Origin of the sequence: Microscilla marina ATCC 23134, from assembly GCF_000169175.1 — a bacterium.
In the GTDB taxonomy this organism is placed as follows: Bacteria; Bacteroidota; Bacteroidia; order Cytophagales; family Microscillaceae; genus Microscilla; species Microscilla marina.
The window spans coordinates 260,156-278,220 of record NZ_AAWS01000001.1; the positions used below are offsets into that span (position 1 = coordinate 260,156).

The following is an 18,065-nucleotide window of genomic DNA, read 5'->3' on the forward strand; positions in this document are numbered from 1 at the left end:
AGAATGTCAGGTAGTTTTACTAAGCAAAAATACAGTGAGTAGTATTATTTGCTAATGATCAGTTTTAAACGGGTAGATAAACTTGTGCTACTTAGATTGATAAAATGTAAACCACTGCTCAGGTTTAGTGAGTTTAGCTCAATTGTATTTGCATTACTTCTTGAGCCTGTACCAATGGTTTGAGTATATACTGTTTTACCCGAAATATCAGTAATTGTCAGTTGAATTTCCTCGTCTGGCAGACTTACCTCTGAACTTATTTTTACATAATCTCCGTTGTTAGGGTTCGGAAATATGGTGAATCCCGCAGTAAATGAAACCTCAGCACTTACCATTTTTGAGTGTTGAAATTTACCATCTTTATCGTATACCTTGATACGGTAATAGTTAAAGCCATTGACTGGTTGGGTATCTATTGCATTATAGCTTTGTGTCAAGCCTTGCTTACCCAATGCTACTTGGTCACCTATTTTTACAAATGACTGTCCATCCACACTTTTTTCAATTTCATAATGACTTAGATCAGCCTCACTAAAGCTTGTCCATTTCAACAATACCTTTTTACCTTGTGGGGTGGCTTTTAGGGTAATATAATCAACTGGTAAAGCCGAGTATTTGATACCCATAGCAAATGTACCGCTACCCAGTTGAGAAAAACTGGTTACATTATTAATAATGGTTGTTTCTCCAATATCGGCGTTGACTGTGTTTTCACCACCCAGGTTTACCCAGGCAGGAGCTGATGGAGTTGTAGTGTGATAAGGCATCTCTGAATCTAAACCTTTTTTGGTGCTCTCTAGAGGCGATGTAGCGTCTCCTGGATCTTGTAATATACGGTAGTTGTCAAGGTTGACAGTGGCTATAGTACCTAAGCCTATCGTGGTTCCTGTTAATGCTTGGGTAGTAATACTTTCCACATCCAAGGTCAATGGTAACCCGATTTTTCCAGCAGCAAAGTTCAAGTCGTTATTGTCTTTATCTTTAGCGTACGAAGAATTGATAAAAGGATAAGGTGCCTGGTATACCCTGTAGTGGGCATCAAGCAATACGTTTACATCTGCCGACGCTGGAATGATTCTACCATCCACTGGAAGTGCGTTAAACCTCTCTATAATATATAGGGCTTTACCTGCATCATTGCTTGATGCGATACCATCTAAGGTAAGGTCAAGTCTAACTGGACCTGGGTAACTTGTTTCTTTTCCTATATAGTAATCGTAATAGTTGTTAGTGTTATAAAGACGACCCATTGGTCCATCTACGTACCCATTCCCTGTCAACAAAGCCTGAGTAGTAACATTTCCTGCCACGATACATTCTCTAAGGGTATCAGAGACAATATTGTTGGCTTTAAAATCGAGGCTGTTAGTAATCTCAGTTCTTGTCAATAAAGTTACGTGATTGGCAGATTTGTATACGTCTACGTTGTAGAAGCTTTCTTTATCAATGGGAACGAATACTACAGTGGGTGCCGAGGCATAGTTGTTACCTTGGTCAGTTACTGTTAATCCGTTTATTTTACCATCTGTATCAATGCTTGCAGTAGCTTTGGCTCCATATCCGCCACCGCCTTCTAAAATGACTTGGGGTGCTATGGCGTATTTTTCACCGTCGTCTACTCTTGTTATACTTGTCACTTTATCACCAGTAATGACAGTAGTAGCAGTGGCTATAGTTCTAAAGCCTTTAGACACTGTTTGCTCAAGGTTACTGGCAAATATTACCTTACCCGTTTTAGGCTCAAAAGTCCCTTCATTTTGCCACTTGCCCCATAGCTCTATAGTGTTGTTATCGTTAGAAGGGTTGAGCCTGGTGGCAGCATTTTTAATTGTTAAGTCGTTCTCAACCCTTATGTAAGAGTTGAGTTCGGTAGTACCATCTGAAATTACCAAATTGTAAAATGCGTTGGCATCTTCATCTGCTTCTCCTACTGTAGCAGTAGTACTATGAGTTGATGGTTCAGAGTAAGTCTCTGTAATACCAGAAGTAGCGTTGATCGTACGGGTAAGTGGTTGATTAAACTCAACAGTACCTCCTCCATGAATAAATTTACCTTCATTACTCCAACTGCCCCCAATAGACATCGTAGCGTTTGGGTTTTTTACTGCAATGGTAGTTTTAGCGCTTGCTGAAAAACTCTCAAGTATGGTCATTGGTCGTGCAAGTTCCAATAAAATGGGAGCACGAGAACTAGCCGGATTAAGCCCCGGGATTAAAGTTTCAATGGTCAAGCTTCTACAGGTGATAGGGTGAGCCACAGGATCAAGGTTCATTTCTACCAAATAGTTGGTAGGGGCAATCACTGCTCCTGGTCCTGCTGGATTGCTGTATTGCAATGCCATCAATTGGTAATCAATAATTACGTGTTTATCTGGAGTTGGTACTCCGTTGGGTCGCCAGTTGTTAGGGTTTTTCCAGGAGGTTCCAGAGCTTGAAGGTCCTCCATCCCAACGAACAATGTTTGGCTCTACCCAAATTACCAAACCATCTCCTGTATTATTAGGACTTTCTTCAGCGTCATAATCTTCCCCTGAGAATGTACCCAAGGCATCTTTAAACACGATGTGGTTCTCAATATTTGAACTGGTTCCTGTTCTTCTAATATTATTAGAGTTAAATGGGTTTGTGATGCGTGTAGGATTTTGTGGGAAAATCACATTGTAAATAGTGTCTACTACCGGGTTTGCCTGGTAATCGTGGGTTACACTTGCAGGCAAAGACTCTTCTGTACTATAAGCATTTACGTTATTACGGTGCACACTGTAGTTTTCTGGAAAAGTAATAAAGACCCCATTTACTGAGCCACCTGCATTGTCTCTGTTGTACCCATTGGTAAATATACCATCGCTAAAAGTAGCCGCAGGGTATACGTTTTTGGGCGTCAATACAATGGAGCTAATTTGAGCGCCAGTGAGGTAAGCAATGGCTGCACCATCTCCCTGGTTAGGGTTTCCACCCGTAGGAGTAATAGTAACTGTTGGAGTACCAGTATATAAACTCCCAGGAGTTACTACATTAATTTGACCAATCCGTGAGCCTTTTAGTGCCGTTACACTTGCTCCACTACAGTTACAGGGCGCAGCGTTTACTAAGCTACTAATGTCTACATCTCCACTATAGCCAGTACCAAATGCTTTGATGTTTACCCCTGCAACTACCCCGCCTACCACTGTTACCAAAACCTTGGCAGTAGTAGTACCACCAGGCACATCTATTTCGTGTGTACCATCACTACATGTACTACCTTTGGCATTAATACTTGCTTTGGCTATTTCATCAAAAGTTGGTCTAACCATTACTGCCGTGGCAGTGGCGTTTGTACCACCTCCGTCAATCCCACCATTAATTGTTACTGTAGGTACAGAGGTGTAGTACCCACCATCTATCACTGGAATGTTGGATACCGTAGTATGGGCTAAGATTGGAGTAGCCGCAGCACCTCGTCCAGTACCAGTTGTATCAGTAATAATTATATAAGGAGTACTTGTATAATCAGCTCCATTGGTTATAACATTGATGGCTGTAATTTCACCTACTGTTTCAGCCGTAGCTTTGGCTGCTATGGCACCATTGGCCACCCCAATGCCTATGCCAGGCTCAGGTGTCTGAATAGTGATGTTTGGTAAGCTGGTATTGGTATAGCCAGAACCTGGGTTGGTAATAGAAATACTTTGTACACTCATCGTAGCTTCTAAACTGGCATTATCTCCACCAACTGCCGTACCCCCCGAAAGGGCCACGGTGGGAGGGGTATCATAGTTTAATCCGCCAGAGTTTAGTACAACTTCATTAATAGCCATTGTAAGCGATGCTGTTGCCTGAACTGCCCCGGTTGGCAAGCTTAAAGTCACCTTGGGTGGAATGGCATAGCCAGTTCCGCCATTGGTTACCACTATTTGGGTAACTACTCCATTTTCAACTACAGCATAAGCGCTTGCAGTACCTGAATCGAAGGTTACTGTAGGAGCACTGGTATAATAGGCACCCCCTTGATTTACATTTACCGAGGTTACTTGTCCTGAAGATACATTAGCCGAGGCAGTAGCTCCGGGAGACTGAATGCTGATGTTAGGGGTAGAAGTATACCCTTGCCCAGGGTTGTCTACTGTAATTACTTTGATAGCACCAGAGAGGTTGGCAACCGCATTGGCAACGCTGGTAGGGGCATCTGTTGCTGTTGGAGGGGCCGGAAAGTTAATGGCTGGGGCTGTTTCATACCCTGCACCTCCTGCACCTAAGGTGAGTGATTCAATACTAAGGGTTGGGGTACAGCTGGCACCAGTACCTGGTCCACTGATAGTAATACCGGTTGGGGCAGAAGTGTACCCAGAACCTGGGTTGGTAATAGAAATACCTACCAACTGCCCACCTGAAATAACTGGGACAGCAGTAGCCTGAACAGTGAATATACCACCTACTATGGTTACGGTGGTGGTGTTATCATAACCACTACCTCCTACAAAATCTTTGGCTCCTGTAACTGTGCAACTTACCCCGGTAATGGTAGCGTTTGCACTATTGTTGGTGGCAGAATGGTCAATGTCAATGCTTGCAATAGAGGGCACCGTTACATAACCGCTTCCACCGTCAGTAACAGCATAGCCTACTACTTCAGCATCCAGTTTGGTAGAGGCAATGGCACCACTTCCTCCTCCGCCAGTAATGGCAATTGTAGGTGCAGAAGAGTATTTGGCTCCGGCATTAGTGAGGTTAATATTTTTAATACCAGCTTTTATTATCCCTGAAGCTCCGCTTCCGCCACCACCAGTAAAGTTTATCAGGTTGGGCAGTATACTATACTCCCCACCGTTGTTCATATACATACCTGTTACTGGCCCTTTGATGATAGCTGTAGCAGTAGCCTGGGTTCCACTACCTGGAGGGGCAATGGTTACATTTGGGGCTGCTGTATAGCCTCCCCCTTGATTACTCACATTTACTTTGGTAATACTTGCGGTTACTTCGGCTTTAGCTGTGGCACCAATTCCACCACCACCTACTACGCTCACCCCAGTTTTGGCGCTGTAGTTTTCACCACCACCACCTATAATAATAACCCCAGGGCTGAGTGTTTTTGCTGTAGAGCTTAAGTTTACTCCGTCTGCGTCAGTAAATTCGATCAGGTAATAACGTGCTTTGAGGGTTCCATTTACTTTGAAACTATAAGCATCATTCCCTGTTCCTTTTCTACTTACCTTGGCGTACTTTGATACCGAACCTATTACATTCAAGGTGCCCCCATCTTCTACCAGTAGAGTCTGAGCATTTCTAATTTGGAGCTGTGTACCCGCAGAAGTGCTTAACTCTCCCTTGTCTTTGATAGTAATATTTCCGGTAGTAGTTTTCAAATCTTCATCAAGCGTGATATGACGATTGTTTTCAATGATGACATCATTTAACACCTCAAAATTAGCTGGATCGGTAGTGATAGCACTTACTATGGAATACCTTACAATGCCTGGAGTAACGGTAGTCACTGGGCTTGAAGGTTGGGAAGTTTGGGAGGTAGTAAAGTTATTGGAGTTGTTATGCCCTGCGGTAGGCAGGTAAGCATTTCTGGTAAACACTACTTTGTTAAACTTGATATTGGTGGCATCGAGTTGGATAACCCGCTCTGCTGTAGTATTAGGTATAAAATAAGTGGTACTCGAAGTAGGTATCAAGCTACCACCAGTTACTTTAAAATTTCCTTGTACAGTGATAGGGCTTAAGTCAAAGTCTACCGACCCACCTTGCTGCTCATAGTCTCCTTGAATAACTAAAGGACAGGTAGAGCGAATCACAAAGCCACCGTTCAACATCAAAAACTTATTTTGAACGATTTGACTATAATAGGTAGCACCAGAAAGCCCTTGGGTAACCACTGTACCACTTGCTTTGTCAATAGTAAGGTTATACAAAGCGTTGGTTCTTAAACGAAGTTCTTGGTTTTCAGTACCATTTAATAAAACAGTAGACCCGGTAAGTGCCTCAAATATAGAAGAAGCTACTTCGCCCTGGTTAGAGCGTCCGAAGTTAGTAAAAAAGCTACCTGCAACATTTAAGTTACTATTGGTTCCTGCGTAAAATACACCACCAAGGTCTTTGTAAGATGATGCCCCCCCATTGATGAAGTCACCTCCAAGTGTCAGTGTTTTTCCATCTTCAAGGTAAGCCGAGCGGCGGTATTTTCTTCCGTGCCATACTGAGCCATCATAAAAATTGGTAGATGCAAAATACTCTAAGAAAAAATAGCCTCCGTCTAAGGTATAATCATCATCTATTAATAAGTTTCTGCTGCACGTACTAGGTACATACACATCAAAATTGGTAAAACCTGCACTACCTGGAATTTTACTAGGGTCAGGGTCAATTGCCACATAAGAGGTGGGGCTAAGCGACCATCCAAGGTTGTCAGGGTTTCCGTCAGCGTTTGAATCTGACCACTTTCTAAATATGGAGGTATTATTTTTATTTACTTTGTCATGGCTGCTTGCCATAGGAGTTCCTTGTGGACCTAACCAATAAATAGGAGTAGGGCCTGTCCAGATGATATTGCCATCGCCAGCCCCTCCGTCATGAAGTTCACCTGTAAGTGTACCACCAGTTGAACCACTGGTTTTGTACATAGTAATGGTGTAAGCACCACTACCGTTCGCGACGACATTTCTGAAGTTAGGTGTACAACCAGCATTAGTACATATAGATTGTCCACCAGTATCACCAAATGATATTTTTTCTATTTGTATAGTTTGCCCTGTGTTGATGGTGATAAAACTAAGGTAAAAACCGCCAGTGTTCATCGTGCAATAACTAAAAGAAGTTACAGGGTTGGTAGTAGCATCATTGTCGTGGTCTATGTCAGTGGCAAGCACTGAACCAGTATAACATTTGAAGCCTCCATTACTATGGGTGCCCCCTGTGTTGTTGTCGGTACCTACGCCAGTACCAGGGAGGGCATACCCTGTATTACTACCAGTGATTAACTCAAATAAAGTGTATACAATACGTACTGTAGAGCCAGAATAAGCTGCAATACGGTAGTATTTACCAGGAGTACCATCACGGGTAATGTTTACATTTTGATTGGCAGTTCCTAAAGATTCAATGCTTCCGCCTTTTCTTACCCTTAAAATAGTACCATAAGATGTACCTCCAGTACTCATTTTCAAAATAGAATTTGGGCTTAGTTCGAATTTGCCATATACATTAATTTCATCTCCGTAGTTATAAGAAGTAATATTGGTGTTACTTTGAGCAACGCTTACTTTGTCTCCGAATAACAACTTGCGGCTATTAAGGCTAAATGTTCCTTGGGTTATGAGTAAGTGTCCTAGAATTCGCAGGTTATTACTTACATTAATGGTAAGGCGACTGGTAGCATTGGCGGGGTTATAAATTACGTTTGGCATCGCCAGTCCTACCCCTTCCGAAGCGTTATTGGCAAAGTTTTGTAATTGGTCGCTTGTTCCATTTCCGTTGAGTCCTCTGATATCTTGACTAATTTGTCCGTTAAATACAATGATAGGACGAGATTGGTTGGTGTAGGCCGATGGTGATATTGAACCAATATACAAGCCTCCTCTGCTTTCTCCATCATTTGTTTCCGATGGGTAATATACATTCAAGTCTTCAAGGCTACCTCCCAGGTGCATTGTAAGATCTTCTTTGTTGGCTAAACCTCCGTGCCACAAGTCTAAACTTGCCCCTTTGTAACTAACAGTTCCTACATCTGCATTGGCAATAAATAGTTTGCCACGAATGTTAATGTCTGGATCATTGATTCGCCAAGACCACCCGTCTGAACCATTAAAAGTTTGGTGGGAAGTAGTGGCATTCTTTACTTCTACAGTTCCTTTGTTAATAGTAAAGTTTCCAGTACTTGCTAAAATTAAATTACCGCTCCCATCTACTACTCCAGATAATATAGGCATTCCACCATCAGTATTTCTTACAAAAAAATCGTTGCCTTTCGATACTGATTTATTTACCAAGATATTGTCGAATGCACCAGAAGTAAAACGATTAAAATTAAGGTAGGGGGCAAGAGCAGCAGATGCACTACTTACATTGCTATTGTTGTTTCCTGTAATATAAGAGTCAGAAGCACCCACAAAGTTGATAGTGAAGATTCCGGTAGAACTAGTCTGTAATTTGGTAATGGTTCCGTCTATGTTAATATTTTTCTGAAGTTCTACCTGTACTTGTCCGTTTACTATAACAAAATGCCCATTATTGGTGATATCCAGGTCACCATCAATTTTGGTAACGGGTGTTTCCAACATGAGTACCCCCTCTGTACCCCCTCCATTGTTGATAGTGACATTGCCAGCCACCTGAAGCGATGAAGGCGAGCCAACACCTGAGCCTGCTTCATTGTACAGGGCACCTCCGTTAATAGTGATAGAAGCAGCCAATGGGTCAGTAGCTTGTACAAAATTGCCGCTACAGGGGGCGTTACCCACAGCAGGGGCGTTGGCATTAGTTATAGCATCTATACAGTAATTGGCATTGTTTGGGGGGATCCAGCAAACAGCTGTACCGCCAGGTATCACTACCTCTGTGTTAATATCTGGTATACCATTGTCGGGTACACTGGCGTGGGTAGGGTCGGCTGCGCCACCACTTACCGTCCAGCTCCAGTTAGCAGGGTTGTACCAGTTTTTTTCTTTGAGGTCTGTATAAAAACCTCCAGCCATTGCACCTGCTCCTGGGTTCCACGTGGCAACTACTTGTGCCTTGATTTGAGGAATAAAAAGGAAGGTAATGGCAAAGACTTTAAGGACTTTAATAAAGCGTTGGAAATTCATAGAAGCAATAGTTATTTATATAAGCATTTGTTAGTTGTTACAAAACAAGGTTTGTTTGGCTGCTGGGGAAGGCAACTAAAAAACAAATATTCTCATTGTTTTTTAATGCAAGCATAAGGAAAGGGTTGACCTCTTATGTTTGCAAATCTAAACAATTTAAATGTGTATAATGTAGGGAAGCCCCTTTATGGGAAAAACGAAAAGGCTTGGGTATGTAAGTAATAGCACTTAATCCCCAGTTTTGAAAGGAATAACAAGTGTTTTTCCGTGTTTTTTGCCGCATGTAATATTGCCAAAAAAACGTTTTTGTGTGGTGTTTTTTTACACAAGTGGCTGCATTAAGTGCAGTAAAGTTATTTTTTACTTTGATAGATGTGCAGAAATTCATACAATATATTAATTAATAAGCTGTGTTAGTTTTATGTAAAATAATATACTTTGTCAGGAACGTATTTCTAATATCTGAAGTCAGGAGTTATAAAAATGTAATATAGGTTGATCCCATTATTTTCTATGTGATGTTGAATTAGTACTGCTTTACGGAAAGCAATTACTTTTAGTTAAAACAAAACGGAGTTAAACAAATTATATTCCATTTAACAGTTGTTTGATAGGAATAATTTGATAATACGTATTGATATTTTAATAATAATTACTATGTAGATGGGTATTTTACCTATACATGAGAGAATGCTATAAAATGTAACCGATGTTTTATTAAAAAAATATTTGTACGATTATCTGTAGGTAGATGCCTTGCTGCAAAAATATAAACCATTACTTTTGTATTTGATAAAACTTAGAATACAACTAACCAAATGAAGATATTGATCCTATTTGTGCAGGGTATTGTGTTATTATGCTGTGTAGGCTGTAGTGCACAAAGCAACAAGAGTGTGAAGAGTAACCTGATTGATAGCTTGATGAAAAGCCAGTCAGATGCTTTTAGGCAAGTATTGCAAAATTCCAAAGTGTATGAATTACAGGTAATGTATACCCAGATAAACCGTGATACAAACAACACCCCCAGCTTTAAAACCTACCAATATAACGTAGATAAAAATCGCTATTTTTATCCGGCAAGCCTGGTCAAGCTTCCAGTGGCTTGCCTTACATTAGAAAAGCTAAATAAGTTAAAAATAAAAGGCTTAAACAAATATACAGTATTTGAGGTTGATTCTGTACGTGCACCCCAAACACCTTTGAAAAAAGATACCACTACTGTTCATGGCAAACCTTTTCTTGCCCAAATGATTAAAAGAGCGTTTGTCGTAAGTGATAATAAAGCGTTTAATCGTTTGTATGAGTTTTTGGGGCAAAAGTACATCAATGAATCTCTTTGGCAAAAAGGTTATTATGATATAATGGTACAACACCGACTGGCTAACTCAGACTTTGACGAAGTATCGAATCGCTACACAAACCCTTTTAAGTTTTATAAAAAAGGAAAAGTGATTTATGAGCAAAAAGAAGCTTATAACGACATAGAATATCTACCGAAAGTAAAACAGCCGTTTAAAGGAATTGCTCACATCAACAAAGAAGGTGAAAAAGTGAATAAGCCCTTTAACTTTTCGACAAAAAACTATTTTTCACTTGAAACCATGCACCAAATGTTAAAAGCGGTCATGTTTCCTGCATCAGTGAGCCCTCAACAACGGTTTGATTTGACCGAGGCTGATTATCAGTTTTTGTATAAATGTATGGCAATGCTCCCACGTGAAAGTACTTACCCTGTATACAACAAGCCTGAGCATACAGATGGTTTTATGAAGTTTTTGATGTACGGCGATTTGTTTAAAAAAAAGGACTATAAATCAAAAATACCTGCTCATATACGTATCTTCAATAAGGTGGGACTTTCCTATGGTTTTTTAGTAGACAATGCGTATGTTGTGGATTTTAAGAATAATATAGAGTTTATGCTTTCAGTGGTAATCTATGTAAACAACAATCAAGTGCTTAATGATAGTAAATATCAGTACAAAGAAACAGGAATGCCATTTATGGTAAACTTTGGGCAGCTCATTTATGAATACGAACTTACCCGCTCGCGTAAGTACAAACCTGACCTATACCGCTTTAGAGTAGGGAGGTAGTTTGTTATATCTTCCAGTGCATAAATACTTTAGAATTTAATTGATCATCTTTTTTATATATAAAAACTCATTTTACCTTGATTACGGGTGAGATGACCAACTCATTACAAACAAATGACTTTGAATAAATCTATATTTTTTAGCCTTTGGGTTGTGCTTATATGTTCCAGTGCTTATGCTCAAACAGACAAGATAAATGACCTGCTAAAGCAGGGGAGGGTAGAGAACAGCAAAGGAAACTTCAACGAAGCAATTGCTATATTTCAACAAGCTTTAAAAATTGATAGTCAGCACACGATTGCCACCTATGAACTTGCCAACAGTTACTACTCTAACAAAGAGTATGAAAAAGCCCTTAAGTTCAGCCAAAAGGTAATTGAAAAAAATAAGAGATACCTTTTAGCTGCGTACCTGCTTACAGGAAGTTGCCTGACAGATATGGGTAAGTTGCCTGAAGCCAACGAAGTTTTTGAAAAAGCTGCCCAAAAATATACGCATCATTACCTTATTCAATATAACCTGGGCATTAATCATTATACGCTTAAAAACTATGACAAGGCTTTAAAGTATGCCCAAAAATCAGCCTTTATCAAACCAATGCATGCGAGTAGCCACTTATTATTGGCAGCCCTTAACGAAATAAAAGGCAGTAGAATAAAAGCGGCAATGTCTTATTATTTCTTTTTATTGTTAGAGCCCGGTTCTCCGCGTTCGGTAAAAGCCCTGGTAGAGTTAAAAGGCTTGTTAAAAATAATTATGAACAACGAAGGAGGATCAATCCCTTCTTCTGATCCTTTTTTAATGACCAAGCACCGCTTGGCACAAGTAGACCTTAGCCGTAAGCGGAACGAAAGTAATATGGATGAGTTTGTGAATAAAACCAAGTTCTTCTTTAAAACTTTAGGGAGTGTCAACAGAAAAACACCTTATCCATCGGTATGGGGCGATATGTACGCACCTTTATTTTATCGCTTGGGGCGTTCTCGTCATATCACTCCATATTGCTATTTTATTCATCAAAAAGTAATTACCAAAGAGGTGAGAAAGTGGAATAAAGAAAAGAAAAATCAAAAGTCTACTGTAGCCTTTCAGTATTGGATGGGTAAGCAGTTATCTTCATTGTAAAATTAAGCAAAGCAGAGAATATTTATCGTAATGGAGGAATCACAAGAATCAAAAACAGTATTGGGGATGATAGCCTTGGAAAGTGCCATTTTTCCCAAACCAGAAAAGTTTATTGAAGTATTTGAAGAAGATTGGGGCATCTCGTTAGACTTGTCAGACTTGAATAGCAGTGAAAATAATGCTACAGTATTACAAGTAGGTAATCAAATAGTAGCTTTAATGTTTATAGATAAACCTGTGCCTTGGGTAGACCTGGAGCAAGTGTGTAAACTAGCCTATTACTGGTCTGAAGCTGCTGAAACTCTCAAGCCACATCAGGCACACATTGTTGTCAGTGTAATGTCAGATGAAGATAGTGTGACCAAGTACAACTTGCTTACCAAAGTAAATGCATCGTTGCTTAAACTTTCGCCTGCTTTAGGGGTATATATGGGCACTCAAAACCTGGTGATGTCAACTGAACGGTACTTGGAAGAAAGTGAACTAATAAAGACCAATGCTTTACCTATTTCGTTGTGGGTTTACTTTGGTTTGTACGCCGAAGACGAAGGCAAAATATCGGGATATACTTATGGTTTGAGCGAGTTTGGCAAAATGGAGTTAGAAGTTAGTTACTCAGCGCAAACCCTGACCAATATTTACGGTTTTTTGTATAATATTTCTCACTATTTGCTGGCGCATAGCCCTGAATTGAAAGATGGTGAAACTATAGGCATGACTGCCGAACAAAAAGTAATGATGACCCACCAGCCATCAAGATATTTAGATAATGTAACTGTTATTGACTTAGAGTTTTAATTGGTCTACTGTCAAGCGTATGCAAAAAGTTCAGCACTTCTTGTTGAGATTTTTGCATCGCTTGTTGGTTTCCGTCAGAAGTGCCCCCCAATAAAAATTGGTACTGTGTGTTTAAAATAGATTTACGCCAACTGTTTGAGTGGGTGGAAGGTGGGGAGTCTCCAAACCAAAAAAAAAGATGCCCTGCTTGCTCGTATGCTACACTTTTGGCTTGCTTGGGTTTAAAGTTGGCCTCTAATTTATATAAAATTAAGCGCGCCATTTTTTCCGATCCCCACATTTTGTCATCCGTGCCAGTGAGCAATAGCAATGGGCAACGAATGTTTTCTACCTTAATCATGGCGTTTTTTAGTACCTCTACATTTTTCAGTAATGGCTCAATATATTTTTGATAAGTGACAATTTTAGCACTTTTATCTAGCTTTTTTACTGGAGCAAATGGCAGGGGTTTGTATTGGTAGCTCCATGGTGCCTGGGTAGGTTGGGGGTCACTGGAAGAGGTAATGCCTGGTAACAACAAACAAGAAGGCGAATAGGCAATAATGCCATCAATGTTTTGATAATAACTGCCATACAATAAAGCTAGTTCTGCCCCTTTAGAAACTCCCAACAATACTATCGAATGGTCTTTGTAAGCGGTATTTGTTTTAAGCCAGTTTACTGCTTTGGCCAGGTACTCTATAGGTATTTTAGATATTTTATCAGGAAGCACAGAAGGAGGCGCGACATAGGCAAGAGAAAACACGTCGTAACCTTTGCCTGCCAGCGCCAGCAACGATGCTTTAGGCAAATGACCACCCTCAAAACCTGACAAAGTAATGAGCACTGTTTTTTTGAGCACAGGAGTTGTTTTGGCACCTGTAGGTAACGTGTTTTTATATAGCTCACCTTTTATCCAACTTTCTTTGACAGGAATAACTCTTACGTTTTGATGTTTTTTTTTGCAAGTCATGCACAAAAACATCCCACATATAAACAATATATTCTTCATTGTTGTGAATGCATTTGAAAAACAAAAAACGCAAAACCTCACAAGGTTTTGCGTTTTTTAGGAAAACCTGCCAGTAATTTACAACAATATAGCTTATTTTGTTGCTTCGGTGGCATATTTCATAATGGTATTTTTACCCAGTTGGTGCATGTGTACCTCATCGGGACCATCGGCAAGGCGAATGACCCTGGCTGCACCAAAAAATCCGGCAAGAGGAGTATCTGCGCTCAAACCCATGCCTCCAAACGATTGCATGGCTCGGTCTACCACAGTCTGTGTCATACGAGGCGCTACAATCTTAATCATAGAAATCAACTCTTTAGCCCCTTTAGTACCTGCCTTGTCCATCATGTCGGCAGCCTGAAGCGTAAGTAAACGGGCTTGCTGTATTTCGCATAAAGATTTTGAAACATCTTGCCGGATGCTGCTAAACGCGGCAATCGGACGACCAAATGCTTCGCGTGTTGCCACACGTTGGCTCATGAGCTCTAGTGCACGCTGTGCCATACCAATCAAGCGCATACAGTGATGAATACGCCCTGGACCCAAACGCCCCTGGGCTATTTCAAAGCCGCGTCCTTCGCCCAAAATCAAATGACTTTTAGGCACCCTTACGTTTTCGAGCAATACCTCAGCGTGTCCAGCGGGTGAATCATACTCGCCAAATACAGACAATGGGCGTACTACAGTAACGCCAGGTGTATTTTTAGGTACTAAAATCATACTTTGCTGACTGTGGCGGGCTGCTTCTGGGTCGGTTTTACCCATCACAATAAAAATCTCACAACGAGGGTCCATTGCGCCCGAAGACCACCATTTACGCCCATTGATGACGTACTCATCTCCTTCGGCTTTGATAGAACATTGAATATTAGTAGCGTCTGAAGAAGCCACTTCTGGCTCAGTCATCAAAAAGGCTGAGCGTATTTTACCCGCCAGCAGTGGCTTGAGCCAACGTTCCTGTTGTTCATGATTGCCATACTTTGCCAATACTTCCATGTTGCCTGTATCAGGGGCACTACAGTTGAAAATTTCAGATGACCAAATCACCTTACCCATAATCTCGGCAAGTGGAGCATACTCTAAATTAGACAGCCCAGGGCTTACTTCGCCATAGTTGGCAGGTAAAAACAAATTCCAAAGACCCTTTTCATGGGCTTTGGCTTTTAAGTCTTCTAACCCTGGCCACACTTTCCAAAAGTTTTCGGGAGAGTGTGTCCAGTGGAAATAATCATTTTCTATTGGATAGACGTGTTCCTTCATAAAGTGAGTGAGCTTTTCCTGAAGGGATTTCATTTTTTCGGTATAGTCAAAATTCATAAGTTCTTTTTTATCGTCATTTTTTCAGTTTCATTCTGCGTAATAACCTTTGCAATGTTTATCATATTTGCAAGCTTAGTTGGGGGCCATGGTCAGTAGCCCTGACAAGGGCATTTATTCCTTTAAAAGGCGTTTTATGTATTTATGTTTGCTCTTTGAAAGGTCTACCACAAAGATTTACCCCTACATTTATGTACTTAACAAGTAGTTAACTATCTGTATGTCAGGAACAGGGTTTCTAACTATCAAGTTTGTAAACAACTGAAAATAAAAACTTTACAAACTTGATAACTACCTATGGAACAAGGTGTGCCTAGTACCTTGCACCTAGTTGCTAGAACCTTATTTGCACTCGTTTTAACCTTATAAAATGCTTATTATCAAGCAACTACGGGACTTCGTGCACTCCTAAATTCTAATTTGTAATTGAACCATTCGTAATTATAACCATTGTTGTTGCTCCATGATCGCTTCTCTCATTTCTTTTTTGAGCCTTTGTACCAATGTTTTTACTGGTACCACATCTTGAACAGACGCCACACCTTGCCCCGCTGACCAAATTGTTTTCCAAGCCTTGGCTTCGGCCTGTGCAGCATCCAGTTCCTCTCCAAAGTTGATTTTTTTCTGATGATGCCACATTTCTTTGGTAATGCCCATCGCCTCAAGGCTTAGGCGTAAGAAATTGGCTGGCACCCCTGAAATAGCTGCAGTATATACAATATCGGCAGTGTTGCTCTGGATAATCATATCTTGATAAGCTTTGTCTGCTTTGCTTTCGCTCACATTGATAAACCGCGTACCCATGTAGGCAAAGTCGGCACCCATTTGCAGGGCAGTGGCTATATCGCGCCCGTTGCTTATGCACCCCGACAGAATGATAGTTTTGTCAAAAAAGCTTTTAATTTCAGCCACCAATGCCATAGGGTTTACAGTACCTGCGTGTCCACCCGCCCCCGCGCTCACTAAAATAAGCCCATCTACTCCAGCTTCTATAGCCTTTTCAGCGTGGCGTCGGTTGGTAATGTCATGAAATACCAAACCACCATAACTGTGTACCGCTTCGACCACCTCTGCTACTGCCCCCAACGAGGTAATGATAATAGGTACTTTGTGCTTGACACAAACTTCTAAATCTGCCTTAAGGCGAGGGTTGGTATGGTGTACAATAAGGTTTACCCCATAAGGAGCGACTGTTTGCCCATCTTGTTTGGCTTGCTCCAATTCATTTTCTATCTCGGTTAGCCATTGGTCAAAACCCTCAGTACTGCGTTGGTTTAAGGCAGGAAAAGTGCCTATGATGCCGTTTTTGCAGCAGGCAGTGACTAATTGGGTACCTGAAATTAAAAACATAGGGGCAGCAATTACCGGGAGCGATAATTGATCTTTGAATAGATTGTTTTGGCTCATGATTGATGTTTTTGGTAGTAAGTAAGTAGCTTCTACAGCCTCAAGTCCTTAGGTGCCGATGCATATCGGTGCTATTAGCCAATAGCTTGAGGCTGGTTTGCAAGCCTATTACCGATTTTATAGAGTACTGATTTTTATCGGTTTATAAAATCGGTAGATAGAAGCCCCGACAGGGGCAAGCTTTAAGCGATATGTCGCAAGCTAGACCCCTGTTTAACTGCGTTGAGCTCATCACAGCAAACTGCTGTAGATTCGGTTCACAGGTAACTATACTTATGTATAATGTTGATTTTCAGTAACTTACAAAAAACGTGGTTAAAAGTAACAAGTCTTAGATGTCGATGCAATGAGTGATAAGCTACAAATAGGTATAACCCTCGTTACATCTATTGATTAAATGTATTGAATAATGCTTAAAATAGCTAAGGTGATAGCAACTATCAGGCAGTTGTGCCACCGTCTACTGGCATTATATGCCCTGTTACAAAGCTTGAGTTTCTGGCACTCAGCCAAGTGATTGCTTCGGCTATCTCTTCTACTTTGCCGTAGCGTTTCATCGGAATATTTGCCTTGAGTTTTTCTGCTTTATCGCCAAAAAACTGAGGCTGAAATAAATTAGTAAGTGTAAATACCGGGCACACTGCATTTACCCTGATATTGTGTTTAGCATATTCCATGGCTGCAGTTTTGGTCATGCCTACTACAGCGTGTTTGCTTGCCACATATGCCAGGTTATTGGGTAAACCACGCAAACCTGCTACTGACGATACATTGACTATATTGCCACTGCCTTGTTTCATCATTTGTTGAAGCTCCATTTTCATGCAATAAAACACCCCAGTTTGGTTTACCGCAATTACCTTGTCCCAACTATCTACTGGGTGCTCAGCGGTTTTTTTTTGGTTGAAATCTCCAATTCCAGCGTTATTAACGGCAATGTCTATTTTGCCAAATTGAGCAACAGTTTCATTGATTAGATTTTCTACTTCGTCGAGTTTGGCAACATTGGCCGTTATAAAGCTTGCTTTTCCTCCTGCTTCGGTGATAAGTCTCACCGTTTCTTCTCCTCCTTTAGGGGCAATATCTGATACGATGACTTGCGCCCCACCTTGAGCGTAGAGCAGAGAAGTAGCCCGACCAATGCCTGACCCTGCTCCAGTAATGATTACTACTTTGTCTTGAAACTTCATTTTGTGTTTTTCTGATTGTGTTATTTGAGGTGATTGTTTTTTATGAGCTATAGGTTAATTACAAAACAATCTCTTGTAAAAGCTATATTCACGCAAATTATAATACTATGGGGAAGCAACAAAATAAATTAGTATAAAAATACTAATTTAGCTTTTGATAAGTTATTTTTTACTAAAAATTGACTTGTAGCATTGAATCCTAAACGGACTGATGCAACTGCTTGATAACTTTGCTAATCTTTCGTTAAAACACCAATTGTTCTTTGGCTTATAGGGTGTTTTTCGTTATATTAGAGATGTTTCGTTGTATTTGTTCTTGATGATTAACCGTTGTGTATGCAGTAAC

The 18,065-nt window shown here is 40.6% G+C and carries 8 protein-coding genes; 3 read left to right on the plus strand and 5 right to left on the minus strand.

Annotation, left to right across the window (positions count from 1 at the left end; translation table 11 throughout):
- Positions 1-44 precede the first annotated feature (44 nt).
- Complete coding sequence (locus M23134_RS01010) at positions 45-8,789, minus strand: T9SS type A sorting domain-containing protein (RefSeq protein ID WP_002692933.1); 8,745 nt, start codon at positions 8,787-8,789, stop codon at positions 45-47.
- Between the two features lie 818 nt (positions 8,790-9,607).
- On the opposite strand from M23134_RS01010, the gene M23134_RS01020 reads away from it, so the two are divergent.
- From M23134_RS01020 to M23134_RS01030, 3 genes are all read left to right on the plus strand, one after another.
- Positions 9,608-10,888, plus strand: coding sequence for a serine hydrolase (locus tag M23134_RS01020; RefSeq protein ID WP_002692934.1), 1,281 nt, complete (start codon positions 9,608-9,610; stop codon positions 10,886-10,888).
- Positions 10,889-11,002: 114 nt separating this feature from the next.
- Entirely contained in the window at positions 11,003-12,013 is a 1,011-nt protein-coding gene (locus M23134_RS37320; RefSeq protein WP_002692936.1) for a tetratricopeptide repeat protein, read from the plus strand.
- 30 nt (positions 12,014-12,043) lie between these two features.
- The gene (locus M23134_RS01030) at positions 12,044-12,811 is read left to right on the plus strand and encodes a DUF4261 domain-containing protein (RefSeq protein ID WP_002692938.1); all 768 of its coding nucleotides are present in this window, start codon (positions 12,044-12,046) and stop codon (positions 12,809-12,811) included.
- Here M23134_RS01030 and M23134_RS01035 read toward each other — a convergent pair.
- The 4 genes from M23134_RS01035 to M23134_RS01050 form a co-directional block, all read right to left on the minus strand.
- Positions 12,792-13,802, minus strand: coding sequence for an acyl-CoA thioester hydrolase/BAAT C-terminal domain-containing protein (locus M23134_RS01035; protein ID WP_082226496.1), 1,011 nt, complete (start codon positions 13,800-13,802; stop codon positions 12,792-12,794). The genes M23134_RS01030 and M23134_RS01035 overlap by 20 nt on opposite strands.
- A 93-nt stretch (positions 13,803-13,895) precedes the next feature.
- On the minus strand, positions 13,896-15,122 hold the full coding sequence (locus M23134_RS01040) for an acyl-CoA dehydrogenase family protein (RefSeq protein ID WP_002692942.1): 1,227 nt from the start codon (positions 15,120-15,122) through the stop codon (positions 13,896-13,898).
- A gap of 441 nt (positions 15,123-15,563) precedes the next feature.
- Complete coding sequence (locus tag M23134_RS01045; protein WP_002692944.1) at positions 15,564-16,529, minus strand: NAD(P)H-dependent flavin oxidoreductase; 966 nt, start codon at positions 16,527-16,529, stop codon at positions 15,564-15,566.
- Between the two features lie 440 nt (positions 16,530-16,969).
- The gene (locus tag M23134_RS01050; protein ID WP_002692946.1) at positions 16,970-17,719 is read right to left on the minus strand and encodes an SDR family NAD(P)-dependent oxidoreductase; all 750 of its coding nucleotides are present in this window, start codon (positions 17,717-17,719) and stop codon (positions 16,970-16,972) included.
- Between the last annotated feature and the right edge of the window lie 346 nt (positions 17,720-18,065).

What these genes read in the sequence shown, in the direction of transcription:
- M23134_RS01050 (WP_002692946.1), bottom strand. Translation starts at nt 17,719, where the DNA reads ATGAAGTTTCAAGACAAAGTAGTAATCATTACTGGAGCAGGGTCAGGC.
- M23134_RS01045 (WP_002692944.1), bottom strand. Translation starts at nt 16,529, where the DNA reads ATGAGCCAAAACAATCTATTCAAAGATCAATTATCGCTCCCGGTAATT.
- M23134_RS01020 (WP_002692934.1), top strand. Translation starts at nt 9,608, where the DNA reads ATGAAGATATTGATCCTATTTGTGCAGGGTATTGTGTTATTATGCTGT.
- M23134_RS01030 (WP_002692938.1), top strand. Translation starts at nt 12,044, where the DNA reads ATGGAGGAATCACAAGAATCAAAAACAGTATTGGGGATGATAGCCTTG.
- M23134_RS37320 (WP_002692936.1), top strand. Translation starts at nt 11,003, where the DNA reads ATGACTTTGAATAAATCTATATTTTTTAGCCTTTGGGTTGTGCTTATA.
- M23134_RS01040 (WP_002692942.1), bottom strand. Translation starts at nt 15,122, where the DNA reads ATGAATTTTGACTATACCGAAAAAATGAAATCCCTTCAGGAAAAGCTC.
- M23134_RS01010 (WP_002692933.1), bottom strand. Translation starts at nt 8,789, where the DNA reads ATGAATTTCCAACGCTTTATTAAAGTCCTTAAAGTCTTTGCCATTACC.
- M23134_RS01035 (WP_082226496.1), bottom strand. Translation starts at nt 13,802, where the DNA reads ATGAAGAATATATTGTTTATATGTGGGATGTTTTTGTGCATGACTTGC.